Origin of the sequence: Streptomyces sp. NPDC006463 (assembly GCF_042870715.1) — a bacterium.
Lineage (GTDB): Bacteria > Actinomycetota > Actinomycetes > Streptomycetales > Streptomycetaceae > Streptomyces.
Genome location: NZ_JBIAHP010000003.1, coordinates 123,105 through 136,010 on the forward strand (window position 1 = coordinate 123,105; position 12,906 = coordinate 136,010).

Annotated in this window: 11 protein-coding genes; 4 read left to right on the forward strand and 7 right to left on the reverse strand. The window is 72.0% G+C overall.

Annotated elements, in window-relative coordinates; translation table 11 throughout:
• Positions 1 to 11: 11 nt before the first annotated feature.
• The gene (locus tag ACFYOB_RS07605) at positions 12 to 602 is read right to left on the reverse strand and encodes a type 1 glutamine amidotransferase domain-containing protein (RefSeq protein WP_388555916.1); all 591 of its coding nucleotides are present in this window, start codon (positions 600 to 602) and stop codon (positions 12 to 14) included.
• A 376-nt stretch (positions 603 to 978) separates the two neighbouring features.
• On the opposite strand from ACFYOB_RS07605, the gene ACFYOB_RS07610 reads away from it, so the two are divergent.
• Positions 979 to 2,091, forward strand: coding sequence for a glutamate--cysteine ligase (locus ACFYOB_RS07610; RefSeq protein WP_388555919.1), 1,113 nt, complete (start codon positions 979 to 981; stop codon positions 2,089 to 2,091).
• Positions 2,092 to 2,156: 65 nt separating this feature from the next.
• Positions 2,157 to 4,565, forward strand: a complete 2,409-nt coding sequence (locus tag ACFYOB_RS07615) for a SpoIIE family protein phosphatase (RefSeq protein WP_388555922.1) — start codon at positions 2,157 to 2,159, stop codon at positions 4,563 to 4,565.
• Here ACFYOB_RS07615 and ACFYOB_RS07620 read toward each other — a convergent pair.
• A complete protein-coding gene (locus ACFYOB_RS07620; RefSeq protein WP_388555925.1) occupies positions 4,562 to 5,176 on the reverse strand; it encodes a TetR/AcrR family transcriptional regulator in 615 nt (204 codons plus the stop codon). The two genes, ACFYOB_RS07615 and ACFYOB_RS07620, sit on opposite strands and share 4 nt — an antisense overlap.
• Positions 5,177 to 5,200: 24 nt before the next feature.
• Entirely contained in the window at positions 5,201 to 7,189 is a 1,989-nt protein-coding gene (locus ACFYOB_RS07625; protein WP_388556760.1) for a discoidin domain-containing protein, read from the reverse strand.
• A gap of 242 nt (positions 7,190 to 7,431) precedes the next feature.
• Between ACFYOB_RS07625 and ACFYOB_RS07630 the strand changes: the two genes are divergently transcribed.
• Both ACFYOB_RS07630 and ACFYOB_RS07635 read left to right on the forward strand, forming a co-directional pair.
• Positions 7,432 to 7,671, forward strand: coding sequence for a hypothetical protein (locus ACFYOB_RS07630; protein ID WP_388555928.1), 240 nt, complete (start codon positions 7,432 to 7,434; stop codon positions 7,669 to 7,671).
• A 99-nt stretch (positions 7,672 to 7,770) separates the two neighbouring features.
• Positions 7,771 to 9,171, forward strand: a complete 1,401-nt coding sequence (locus tag ACFYOB_RS07635; RefSeq protein ID WP_388555930.1) for an NADP-dependent succinic semialdehyde dehydrogenase — start codon at positions 7,771 to 7,773, stop codon at positions 9,169 to 9,171.
• 11 nt (positions 9,172 to 9,182) lie between these two features.
• On the opposite strand, the gene ACFYOB_RS07640 is transcribed toward ACFYOB_RS07635, so the two are convergent.
• From ACFYOB_RS07640 to ACFYOB_RS07655, 4 genes are all read right to left on the reverse strand, one after another.
• Positions 9,183 to 9,686, reverse strand: coding sequence for a hypothetical protein (locus tag ACFYOB_RS07640; protein ID WP_388555933.1), 504 nt, complete (start codon positions 9,684 to 9,686; stop codon positions 9,183 to 9,185).
• 1 nt (position 9,687) lies between these two features.
• On the reverse strand, positions 9,688 to 10,227 hold the full coding sequence (locus ACFYOB_RS07645; RefSeq protein ID WP_388555935.1) for a hypothetical protein: 540 nt from the start codon (positions 10,225 to 10,227) through the stop codon (positions 9,688 to 9,690).
• A gap of 351 nt (positions 10,228 to 10,578) precedes the next feature.
• The gene (locus ACFYOB_RS07650) at positions 10,579 to 11,835 is read right to left on the reverse strand and encodes a Gfo/Idh/MocA family protein (protein WP_388555937.1); all 1,257 of its coding nucleotides are present in this window, start codon (positions 11,833 to 11,835) and stop codon (positions 10,579 to 10,581) included.
• A gap of 69 nt (positions 11,836 to 11,904) precedes the next feature.
• Entirely contained in the window at positions 11,905 to 12,834 is a 930-nt protein-coding gene (locus tag ACFYOB_RS07655) for a LysR family transcriptional regulator (RefSeq protein WP_388555940.1), read from the reverse strand.
• Positions 12,835 to 12,906: the final 72 nt, after the last annotated feature.

The window sequence follows — 12,906 nt, forward strand, 5'->3', positions numbered from 1 at the left end:
CTTTTCGCCGGTCAGTCGTCGTGAACCGAGGCCGGCTCGGTGTCCGCCGGTCGCACGAAGACCGGCCAGCCGGCGCCGAACTCCTTGACGAACGTGCGGCAGAAGGCGTCCAGGTCACCCGGCTTGCGGCTGGTGATCAGCGTGCCCGGAGCCTCGCGGCAGACGTGCACCTCCTCGTCCACCCAGGTGCCGCCCGCGTTGCGGATGTCGGTCGCCAGGCTCGGCCACGAGGTGAGCGTGCGGCCCCGTACGACGTCCGCCTCCACCAGGGTCCAGGGGGCGTGGCAGATCGCGGCGACGGGTTTGCCGGCCTCGAAGAAGCTCCGCGTGAAGGCGACGGCCCGCGCGTTCAGTCGCAGGGCGTCCGGGTTGGCGACCCCGCCGGGCAGGACGAGCGCGTCGAAGGCGTCCGCCGTGTCCCCGGCGAGGACGTGGTCGACGGGGTAGGTGCCCGCCTTTTCGAGATGGTGGTAGGCGCGGATCCGGCCGGCTCGCGTGGACACCAGCTGAGGGTTCCAGCCCGCCGCCAGTGCGGCTTTCCAGGGCTCGGTGAGTTCGATCTCCTCGACGCCTTCGGGCGCCATGAGAAAGGCGATGCGCACCGGGTTCATCTCCTTCAGTCAGGGGGTTCCGGGACCATCGGCGGCTCGTGGGGAGGCGGCTCGCCCGGAGACGGGCGAGACGGCTCGCCCGGCTCCGGGCGGCCGGGAGCCGGGTGCGGCTGCGGATCGCGGGGTACCGGATCGGGGCTCTCGGGGGTGGGACCGGGGCCCTCGGGCTCCGGTTCGCTCGACCAGTCCATACGGCTCACCTCGGGTTTCGGCCGTACTCGCTGCCCGTACGGCTTCGGCGCTGCCCCCTGCCCCTGCCCTGCCCAGGGCGGCTCATGTGCGGGCGGGCCGATCGGAAGGTGTACTGGGACGGTGTAGCGAGGGGACGCACGGGTAGGCGCCGGGCACTTTCTGAACAGGAGAGCCGATGGACGTTCTGACCATGGGTGTCGAGGAGGAGTACCTGCTGGTCGACCGGGTCAGCAGGGCGCCGGTGAACCGCGCGCCCAAGGTGATCAGCGCCCTGGAGGGCCTGCTGGGCGACCAGGTCCAGGCGGAGTTCTACAACGCGCAGGTGGAGGTCTGCACCGTGCCCACCGCCGACCGCGCCGACCTGCGCGAGCAGCTGGTACGGCTTCGGGGGACCGTCGCACCGATCGCGAGCGAGGTGGGCTGCCTGGTGGTGGCCTCGGGGGTCCCGGTGATCGCTCCGCAGGAGCCGCTGACGGTCACCGACAACGAACGCTACCGCCGCATGGCCCGCCGATTCGCCTCCCTCGTCGGCCCCTCCCGCATGGTCTGCGGATGCCACGTGCACGTCGGCGCCCTGGACCGGCGCCGCGCGCTGGCCCTCTCGAACCACATGCGCCCCTGGCTGCCGGTGTTCCAGTCGCTGACGGGGAACTCCCCCGTCGAGTGCGGTCGTGACACGGGCTTCGACAGCTGGCGGTCGGTCGCCTTCTCCGCCTGGCCCACCGTGGGACCGCCCCCGCTGCTGGACGAGCCCCGGTACCTGGAGTACGTCGACGGCATGGTCGGCTCAGGAGTGCTGCTCGACCGCCGCATGCTCTATTGGTACGCCCGGCCCTCCGAGCACGTGCCGACGCTGGAGTTCCGGGTCGCCGACGTCAACGCCGACGTGGACACCGTCGTCCTGCTGGCCGCACTCGTACGCGGTCTCGCCGGGACGCTCCTCGCCGAAGCGGACGCCGACGTGCCGCCGCCCCAACCGGCGACGGCCACGCTGCGCAGGGCCCACGAGATGGCCGCGGAGCACGGCATCGACGGACTGGGCCTCGACCCGGTGAGCGGCCTGGAACGGCCCGCCGCCCTGCTCGTCGAGCGGCTGCTGGAGCGCGCCGCACCCGGGCTCGCGGCGGCCGGCGACCTGTACGCCGTGGAATCCCTGTGGGACGAGCTGCGCCGCCAGGGCACGGGCGCGAGCCGTCAGCGGGCGGCCCTGAGGCGCACGGGCAGCCTGCGGGGGGTCGTCGACAGCCTCGCGGTGGGCACGGCAGCCGCCGCTCCCCTCGCCGGCTGACCCTTCCGCCCCGAGCCGTGGGTTCCGACCCGTGATGCACCCCCGAGCCGTGCCATGCTCGGAGCATGACGAGCGATACCGCGCCTCCGGGTGACGGCGCCCTGCCCGAGGTGCTCGCACTGGCCAGGGTCGTGGCCAAGCTCCGCGCGGAGGTCGTGGGTCTGGAGGGTCTCGCTTCGACCACGGCCGTGCTGGAGCGCGCCAAGGGCGTGCTGATGGCCCAGGAATGCCTGTCGGAGGACGTGGCCTACGAGACCCTGCTGCGGCGCGCCGCCCAGGAGCAGCGGACGCTCATGGAGGAGTGCTGGATCACGCTGGGCCGGGTCCCCGCCGGTCCCCCGTCACCTCCCGGCCCCGCCGCGCAGGACGGCCCGCCCCCCGAGCCCGGCCCGCCGGCTTCCTGTACCGACCGCCATCCCGCCGCAGGTCACGGCGGCGCCGGACACCGGGCGGTCCTGGCCCGGCTGGCCGACGGCCTGGCCGGCGCGCACGGCCCCGACGACGTCGCCGAGCTGCTGCGGTCCGCACTCGGCGATCCTGCGGGCGTGGACGGGGTGATGATCTACGCCGTGGCGCCCGCCGGGAGCCTGGAACTGGCCGGATACGCCGGCGTCGGCGAGGAACTGGCGGCACAGTGGCACCATGTCCCGCCGCTGAGCGGATTGGCCGCCCTGGAAGCCATCGACGGCGGAGTGCCGCTCTGGCTGGAGGATCCGGTGCGGGACGGCATCCGCTACCACCTCATCGGCGATCCGCCCGAGCTGTGGCCGACGCGCGCCTGGCTCCCGGTACCCGGCCACCGGCCGGTGACGGCCGCCGTCGGCTTCTTCCGGGCCCGCAAGGCCCCCTTCGACGCCGACACCCGGACCCTGCTGCTGCGTGCCGTACGGCTGTGCGCGGCCCCCCTGAGCCACATCGGGCGCCCGCCGGACCCCGACGAACCGGGCGAGGTGGAAACCGTCCAGCGGATCCTGGACGCGATCTCCGCGGCCGCGGTGCTGCTCACCCCACTGCGCTCCGAGACGGGAGAGGTGGAGGACTACCGGATCGACGCGGCGGCGCCGGAATCGGTCGACGTGGCCGGACGGCGGGGCAAGGAGCTCGTGGGCCGGCGCATCCTGGAGACCTACCCCACGGTGGCCGGAACGGCCCTGTGGGAGGGCTACCTGGACACGCTGAGCACCGGAACCGTCTACGAGGGCGAGCCCTTCACCTACGAGGAGGTCACCGCCGGAGTTCCCCGGCAGTCCACCTACTCCGTCCGGGCCACCCGGCTGGGAGCCCGCCTGGTCGTGTCCTGGGTCCGCCACGACTCCAGCGAGCGCGAGGCCCGCCGGCTGGACGACATGCAGCGCCTGGGCAACCTCGGATGGGCCGTCTGGCACCTGGCGACGAACACCATCACCTGGTCCGAGCAGCTCTACGCGATCTTCGGCCGAGACCCCGCGCTGGGTCCGATCGGGCTGAAGGAACTGCCCCGGCACGTCGTACCCGACGACCTCGCGCGGCTGGGCGTTGCCGTCAAGCGGCTGCTGCGCGACGGGGCCCCGATAGACCTGCCGTTCCGCGTCACCACCGCCGACGGGGTACGGCACCTGCGGATCTTCGCCGAGGCGCAGACCGACGCGGACGGCACCCCGGTCGAGGTGCACGGCTTCTTCCAGGACGTCACGGTGCTGCGGGACGCCGAAGTCGCCCTGCGCGAGAGCGAGCGCGCCGTCCTCGTGGAGCGGGGCATGCTCCAGGCCGAGCGCACCCTCGCCGCCCGGCTCCAGCACGCGCTGCTGCCCATCCCCGAGCAGTCCCTGGAACTCGCCGGCCTCTGCATCGACGTCGCCTACGTACCCTCCGACAGCGGAATCAACGTCGGCGGTGACTGGTACAGCGCCATCGAACTCCCCGACAAGAGCGCGCTCTTCGTCGTCGGCGACGTCGCCGGCCACGGCCTCGACGCCGTCGCCACCATGGCCCAGCTCCGGTTCACCGCCAAGGGCATGGCCATAACCGGCTCGGCGCTGCCCGACGTACTGCGCAGGCTAGACACCCTCCTGCGGCACACCGCCAGGGACGCCTACGGGAACACCGCCACCATGATCATGGGCCGCTACCGGCCCTGGGACCGCCGCCTGACCTGGGTACGGGCCGGACACCTGCCGCCCCTGCTGATCCGCGGCGGCGAGGCGAGGTACCTCCCCCTGCCCACGGGCAGCCTCCTCGGGGTCGGCATCGACTCCGACTACGCGCAGAGCACCCTCGGCCTGGAACCCGGCGACCACCTCGTGCTCTACACCGACGGGCTCGTCGAGGAACCGGGGGAGGACCTCGACGAGGCACTCGCCCGGCTGGCCGCTACCGCCCGGCGGCTCCTGGAGGAGGGCCGGGGCGAATCCCTCGCCCGCACGCTGGCAGCCCGGCGCCAGGGGCACCGGGACGACATCTGCGCCCTGGACATCCACGTTCCGGACGCGTGCTAGAAGGTGTCCTGCGGGGCGTGGTCGCCGACGAGGCCGGCGACGTGGTCGGTGAGCGTGTCGAGGATGTCCGCCGAGGCCTCGTCCTGGCCGAGGACCAGCAGGCTCAGCGTCAGCCCGTCGGTCATGGCCGCCAGGTAGCGGGCCAGTGCGGGGACCGGTATGCGCAGTTCGAAGCCCATGGTGTGGCGCAGCTGCTCGACGAGTCCGGTGAAGGTCTCGGCGTACAGCTCGTACTGCCGCCGGGCCAGGTGCTCGAAGCCCGGCTGGCGCAGCGCGTACTGGGTGAGCTCGTAGGTGAGCATGTGCTCGCCCGGGTTGGCTGCCACGTGGTCCCAGTACGCCTGGAACCCGGCCCGGACGGTCTCCCGGAGGGTGGCCTTCGGCTGGATCGCCTCCTTCACCACGGTGATGTAGTGGGCGGTGATCGTCTCGATGACCGATTCGAGCAGGACCTGCTTGGAGTCGAAGCAGTAGTGGAAGACGCTCAGGGACACGCCGGCCTCGGCGGCGATGGACCGGGTCGTCGTCCGGGCGACGCCGTCCCGGGTCATGGCACGGATGGCCGCTTCGGTCAGCTGTCGGCGCCGCTCCGCCGAGGCCATCCGTGCCATGGGGTTCCTTCCGGTTCCGTGCGGTCAGCTGCTGTACACGCCGACCTCGTACAGGGAGTAGCCCCATTGGGTGCCGCGCCCCAGCCCGTGGACCCGTACGTAGCGGGCGGGGGTGCCGGCGAACAGCGCCGTGTCCAGGCCGCCGTCACCGGTGGTCGTGGACCACGCCGTCTGCCAGTTCGTGCCGTCGGCCGAGAGCTCGATGCGGTACGACTTCCCGTACGCGCGCTCCCAGTCGAGGGTGACGCGCTTTACCAGGCTCGCCGCCCCGAGGTCGACCTGGAGCCACTGGTCGTCGCTCCAGTCGCTGGCCCAGCGGGTGCCCGTACTGCCGTCCACGGCCCGGCCGGGTGCGTAGCTGGTGAACGGGTTCCACTCGGCGGACGAGGCCGAGGTGGGGGAGCCGGCGGCGAGGTTCACCCCGGCCTTGTGCTTCTCGGACGCGCCCCAGGTGGTCAGGTAGGACTCGGCGCCCTTGAACAGGTCGTCCACCACGTCCTGGCCGCCGACGTTGCGGATGTCCTCGATCCAGTCGGGGACCAGGCCGTAGTGCGCGGCGCCGTCGGTGTTGAGGTCCCAGGTGCGCTCGCCGGTGGTCTGCCGGTCGATGACGGAGCCGCCGTCGGTGCTGCGGAAGGGGTAGCGCACCGGGTTCGGGGTGTCGGCACCGCGCGGGCCGGGCCAGCCGCCGACGCCGTTCATGTCGGTTCCGTAGCCGTAGCCGACGTTGTACTTGTCGCGCAGCGCGTCCGTCCGCTTGGCCTCCGCGCTGAATCCCTCGGCGCCGCCCATGTACTGGGCGACGAACCCGCCGAGGCGGTACACCCGCTCGGTCCAGTCCATGTCCATCCAGCTGTGCGAGGAGATCACGCCGGGGTACGACTCGGACTCCAGGATGTCGAAGGCCTGGCCCGCCGCCTTGACGCTCATGTGGTCGATCTCCAGCATCATCTTGCGCTTCATCATGCCGCGCACCGCGTAGTCGCCGAGCTCGGTGAGACCGCGGGTGTTGCACTGCGCGTCGGCCGCGTACGAGGGGACCGCGACGCCCGCCGGGAGCTGCTTCTCCGCCGAGGCGGCCGGTGCGAGGCCGATGGGGTTGTCGTGCTGCGGGCCGGCGCACTTCTCCGTCTTCCAGAAGGTGCCGGTCGACAGGAACTGGCCCACGTTGATCGCCGTGCCGAGGGCGCCCTGGTCGAAGCGGACCCCGCACAGGGCGTTGTCGAACTTGTGGCACAGGAACATGCTGCGCACGCCCAGCTTGTGCAGCTCGTCGAGGCCGCGGTCGATGTCGGCCTTGCTGCACTGCGCGATGTCCAGGATCTGCTTGCAGCCGAACGGCTCGGAGGTCTCGACGCCGAGGACGACGGCCAGCTTGCCCTGCTTGATGACCTCGCGGGCCTGCGCGGAGTCGGTGACGATCCGGAACCAGCCCTTGCCCGGACCGCCGTACATCTTGTCGATGTAGGCCTGCATGTCGTACGACTTCTGCGCCTCCAGGCGGATGGCGGTCATCTCGTCGCAGCCGCGGTCCTTGAAGAAGTAGACCGAGCAGATCACCCCGTTGGTGACGAGGTCGTTGACGAGCACCCGCTGGCCGCCGCGCCAGGCCCGCTCGACCCAGGCGTAGTAGTTCTGCTGGTGGGTCAGCGAGTCGTGGGCGGGCCAGTCCTTGAAGGTCGGCCAGCCGTTCGGGTCGTGCTTGCCGTCGCCGCCCTTGGTGATGAAGTCGAAGATCGCGAGCGTGCCGTCGGGGTAGTGCTCGGGGCAGTCCTTGAGCGCGTCGGCGATGCCCTGCTCGGAGAACGGCTTGCCGCAGATGAGCCGGCCGCCGAAGCCCTCGTTGGACATCAGGTGGTCGTGCGCGTCGACGAAGCCGCGCACCCGGCCCTGGGCGTCGGTACCTTTGAAGGGCTCGCCCGTCACGTTGATCCCGGAGTCGGGCGCGGGGCGTGCGACCGGGTTCCACCATCCCGGGTCGGCCGAGGAGCTGGCCGCGGGGCCGAGCACCATGGCCACCACGGCGAGGAGCAAAGACAGCACCGCGAGGGGCCTGTGCCTGTGGTGCGACTGTGCAGTCATGGTCATCACTCACGTCTTCGAGGTCGGTGGAAACGACGCGCGACTTGTCATGGCCCGCGCAAGCATGGGGACGAGAATCCCGACTGCCCACCGCAGAGTCAAGAGTCCGGGACAACTGACCTGATGAATCGTCAGAACGCGCGGGCCGCACTCCAGCCGCCTACCGTCGAGGTATGAGCGGGAATGTGGTCGTGTACGAGGTCGACCAGGCGGACGGGTCCGTCCTGCGCGTGCACGCGGCGCCGGCCGCCCCGGGAAGCACATCGGTCCCCGGCCCTAGGACCTTCTGCGGCAAGGACACGTTCGCCATGGAAACGGCCTCGTGGACGCCCTCCGCGGACCCCGGCGCCGCCTGGTACCCCGCGCAGTACGGGGACCGGGTCTGCGCCGCCTGCGAGGACGTGATGGCCTAGGTGTGTTGTCCCGGGACCCCGGTGGGCCGCTCGCGTTGCGCGGCTCCGGCGCGCGGGGCAGAGTCGATGGGAGGCGGCACCCTGCAGGAAGGTCCGACCGTGCCCATCGCCACCGTGAACCCCACGACCGGCCAGACGCTGCGCACCTTCGACGAGCTCGACGCCGCGGGCATCGAGCGCTGCCTGGCGGACGCCGCCCGGGCGGCGACCACGTACCGCCGCACCGCGTTCGCCGAACGGAGCGAGCTGCTGACCCGCGCGGCCGCACTCCTGGAGGCGGAGACGGAGGACATCGCGCGGACGATGACCACGGAAATGGGCAAGCCGCTGGCGGCGGCCCGGGCCGAGGCCGCCAAATGTGCGAAGTCCATGCGCTGGTACGCCGACCGCGCGGAGTCCCTCCTCGCCGACGAGCATCCCGCCGCCGCGGACGTGCGCGACGCGGGCGCGTCGGCCGTCCGGGTGACCTACCGCCCGCTCGGGGTGATCCTCGCCGTCATGCCGTGGAACTTCCCCCTCTGGCAGGTCGTACGGTTCGCCGCGCCGGCGCTCATGGCCGGCAACGTCGGCCTGCTCAAGCACGCCTCGAACGTCCCCCAGACCGCGCTCTACCTCGGCGAACTCTTCCACCGGGCCGGGTTCCCGCGAGGGTGCTTCCAGACCCTGCTCATCGGCTCGGGCGCCGTGGAGGACGTACTGCGCGACCCGAGGGTGGCCGCGGCCACCCTGACGGGCAGCGAGCCCGCCGGGCGCGCGGTGGCGTCCGCCGCCGGGGACGAGGTCAAGAAGACGGTCCTGGAACTCGGCGGCAGCGATCCGTACATCGTGATGCCCTCGGCCGACATCGACAAGGCCGCCCGTACCGCAGTGACCGCACGCGTGCAGAACAACGGGCAGTCCTGCATCGCCGCCAAGCGCTTCATCGTCCACACCGACGTCCACGACGAGTTCGCGGAGCGCTTCACGGCCGGCATGGAGGCGCTCACGGTGGGCGACCCGATGGAGGAGTCCACCGACGTCGGCCCGCTGGCCACCGAAGCAGGCCGGGAGGACCTGGAGCAGCTGGTGGACGACGCCGTACGGCACGGCGCCACGGTCCTGTGCGGCGGGCGGCGTCCGTCCCGGCACCCGAACGGCTGGTTCTACGAGCCGACGGTCCTCACCGACGTCACCCCGGCCATGCGCATCGACCAGGAGGAGGCGTTCGGGCCCGTCGCCACCCTGTACCGGGTCGGGAGTCTGGAGGAGGCCGTCGAGCGGGCCAACGACACCCCCTTCGGGCTCAGCTCGAACGTCTGGACGCGCAGCGAGGAGGACATCGCGCACGTCGCGCGAGACCTCGAAGCGGGCGGCATCTTCGTCAACGGAATGACCGCCTCGCACCCGGCCCTGCCCTTCGGCGGGGTCAAGCGCTCCGGATTCGGGCGCGAGCTGTCCGGGCACGGAATCCGGGAGTTCTGCAACATCACCACGATCTGGCAGGCGGCCGACACGGCCTGAGACCGCGCCGCTCAGGTCTTGAGCAGCCGGTTGAAGAACGAGCGGTAGTGCTGCAGCGCCAGCCGCAGGTCCTCGGTGGCCACCTGTTCACCGCGGTCCCATTGGCCCTCCAGGTCCTGCTTGTGCGTGGCGAAGGTGCCCGCGAGGGTCTGCATGACTTCTGCCACCAGCGAGTCGGCCGACTTGACCGCGTCCTGCGGGTCGTCGACGAACCTGCCCTGGATCTCGCTCCACTTCTTGCGGTAGTCCTCCGCCTCCCCGCTGCCGAGGAGCGGTTCCGTGCCGCCTTCGTCTTCTGCCGTGCCGCCTTCGACGGCGTCGGCTTCAGCCGTGCTGCCTTCGACGGCGTCGGCTTCAGCCGGGCCGCCCCGGGCCGCGTCGTCGTCCGTGGCGGTGGCCTCGCCCGGGTAGACCGCTGCGTCGCGGCCGCCGGCGGTCGCGCCCGGGTGGGCGATGTCCTCCGTGGTCAGGCCGGGCTCGCGGGCCGGGTCCTCCCGTTCCTGGTTGGTCTCCATCTCACCGGCTCCTTTGATCGGTGAGCAGCTCCTCGAACAGGGTGCGGTAGTGCACCATCGCTCCTCGGAGCTCCTCTGTCGTCGCCTGTCCGGCGCCGCTGCGTTCCTGGACGTCATGGGCGGCGCGGTAGTGCTCCAGCGTGCGTCCGTGCTCGACCGACAGGTCGCGGAGCTGCCCGCCGTAGCCGTCTGTGGGGTAGCCGCGCTCGTGCATCAGCCGGGTCACCAGTCGGTCGGCCTCGGTGACGGCACCCTCCGGGCGGTCCACGAAGTGCTCCTGGACGCCGTTCCACTCCTCGGTGTATCGCCGCCGGCGTTCGGGCGGCAGTTCCTTGATGTCGAGCTGGTCGTGCCGTTCCTCGCGGGCTCGCAGGTCGCGTTCGGCGGCCAGCTTCCCGCCCTTCTCCTCGACCGTGCGTTCGTATTCGGGCCCGAATTGACTGCGCAGGTGCCGTCGCCGCGCCATCATCCAGAGCATCAGGCTGAGCGCGAGCACCACGACCACCGCCACGACGATCACGGTTATGAGGGTTGTCGACATGTCCGGCCTCCGTTCCGGGGCCTTTTCGTGTGTGTCACGCGGCTGCCCGCGCTGCCGCCGGACAAACCCGCACTCCCGCGAACGGCGGGCCGTACCGCGCCGGCGAGGGCGGAGCCGGGGGTGGCCGTACCGTCGCCGTACTCCCGGACCAGGACGCGGGCGGAGTGTGCCGGCAGCGAGGCCGCCGACCGCCCCCGCGAACCAGAAGTTCACGGCTGTGCTCCGATCCCGTCCGTGGCGCCGCCGACCCGGTTGACGTCCGTGCGCCGGGTCGAATCCGGCGCCACTCGCCGCGCAGGGTGCGGCGGGATCAGGGAGCGGACACGGGGCCTCCTCGGTCGAGCCGGACGCTCACGGCCGGATGGTCTCGACGGTGCCGTAGCGTCGGGCGCGTTCGGCGGCGAGCACGGTCAGGTGACTGGTGAGCGACGCGCGCGGGCCGGACTTCACCAGGCCGGGGTTCCCCGTGGCCACGGCCCCGACGAAGGCGTCCATCAGGCCGGCGTCGCCGCCCCCGTGGCCCCCCGCCACGTCCATCGGGCCCTGGGCGCCGAGGCCGATGACCTCCTCCGTACGGGTCAGGAAATCGTAGACCCGCAACTGCTTGCCGTCCCCGCGCAGTTCGCCGCGCGTGCCGAAGATCCGGGTCTGGCGGTCCGCCTGCTCGGTGAACGCGGTCATGGTGAAGGTGGCGGTGGCCCCGGAGGCGAACTCCATGGCCACCACCTGGTGGTCGACCACGTCGTTGTCGCACGCGTACACGCAGCGCCCGTACGGGCCCTCCCGCAGCGCGGTCTCCAGGGCCCTCGGGGTGAAGTCGTCGATCAGCACGCTCAGCGGCCAGCCGTGCCTGCCCTGCGCGAGCCGGTCTCCGTAGTCGCGCTTGGCCGAGTAGGGGCAGGTGTCCTCCACCGCGCAGTCCAGGCAGCGGTCGGCGGCGCCGACGGGCCTGTTGGCGGGCCGGAAGTGCGAGAGCCGCCCGAAGCTGGAGACGCGTACCGGCGGACGGCCGAGCACGTACTGCAGCCAGTCCAGGTCGTGGCAGGACTTCGCCATCAGCATGGAGGTGGCCTCGTCCTCGCGCCGCCAGTTGCCGCGAACGAACGAGTGGGCCTGGTGCCAGAAGCCGACCGGCTCCAGATGCTGGACGCTCACGACGTCGCCGATCCTGCCGGAGTCGACCACGTGCTTCAGGGCCCGCGTGTAGGGGGTGTAGCGCAGGACGTGGCCCACGGAGAGGATCACTCCGGCCGCCTCCACCGCGGCCACGATGCGCCGGCACTCGTCCTCCGTCAGCGCCATCGGCTTCTCCAGCATGATGTGGTAGCCGAGTGCGGCGAACGCCAGGACCGGATCCAGGTGTGCACGGTCCAGCGTGCAGATCAGCACCGCGTCCGCGACGCGGCCGCGGGCCGCCAGCACCCGCCAGTCGTCCACCGCGGTCCCGGCCTCCAGAGCGTGGTCGGCGGCGAACCGCTCCCGCCGGGCCTTCCGCGGCTCGGCCACCGCGACGACCGTGGCCCGCTCCGGATGGGCCAGCGCCCAGCGGGCGTGCCCGGTCCCGCGTTCCCCGGCGCCGACGACGGCAAGCGTGATTCCAGAAGGCATCGGTCCCGCTTTCCCTGCCTCGGGGAGCGCTCGGAAAGCGCTTTCCGGCGCGAGGCTAGCGATGCCCGATCACCGGGACAAGACCGACCGGGCCCACTGCGCCGTGATGCGGGAGGCCTGCCGTGTCAGGGCGGTGACCAGATCGTGGGCGCTGCGGGACGCGGTCGGGCGCAGTACGGCGACGCTGATCTCCCGGGCCAGCGGCGGACCCTCCAACGGGCGTACGACGAGGTCCTCGCGTGGCGCTCCGAGCGCGAGCCGGGGCACCAGCGCCACGCCGGTGCCCGCGGCGACGAACCCCTGGACCACGGCGTAGTCGTCGCTGCGCAGCACGTGCACCGGTTCGAAACCGTGCTGTGCGCAGGCCCACGACAGCAGCCGGTCGCACGGATCGCGGGCATCGGCCGCGCCCACCCAGTCGTCGTCGCGCAACTCCTCCAGCGGTACCCGCTCCAGCCGCGCGCAGCGGTGCTCTTCCGGTATGACGAGCAGCAGCGGGTCGGTGAGCAGCGGATACAGCTCGAACTCGTCCTCCAGGTCGAGCCGGTCGCCCGGCTGGGAGAACACGAGTGCGGCCTGGAGCTCCCGCGACCGCAGACCGTGCAGCAGCGCGGGCAGTTCCCCTTCGGTCAGTGAGACGTGGACCCCCTGCTGGTGCAGGGCTTTCACGGCGGGCGGCAGCAGCAGTGCCCCGGCGGTGGGGAAGGTGCCGATGTGCAGGGTGCGGGAGCCGCGCTCCGCCAGGCCGCGCACCTCGCGCTCGGCGAGCTGCAGGCGGGACAGGACGGCTTCCGCGTGCGGCAGCAGCGCCTCGCCCAGCTCCGTCAGCGCGGCGCCGCGCGGCCCGCGCTGGACCAGCCGGGCGTCGAAGTGCGCTTCGAGGACCGTCAGGTGGTGGGTGATCGTCGGCTGCGCGTAGTGCAGGGCGCGGGCGGCGCCCGCCAGGGAACCCTCCTGCGCGATGGCCCGCAGGACGAGGAGGTGGCGGAGTTCGAGCATATAGACACAGTATGGAGGGACCCAGAGAACTGCAGCATTCCTCGATGGGCCGGGCGCTGCCACGCTGACGTG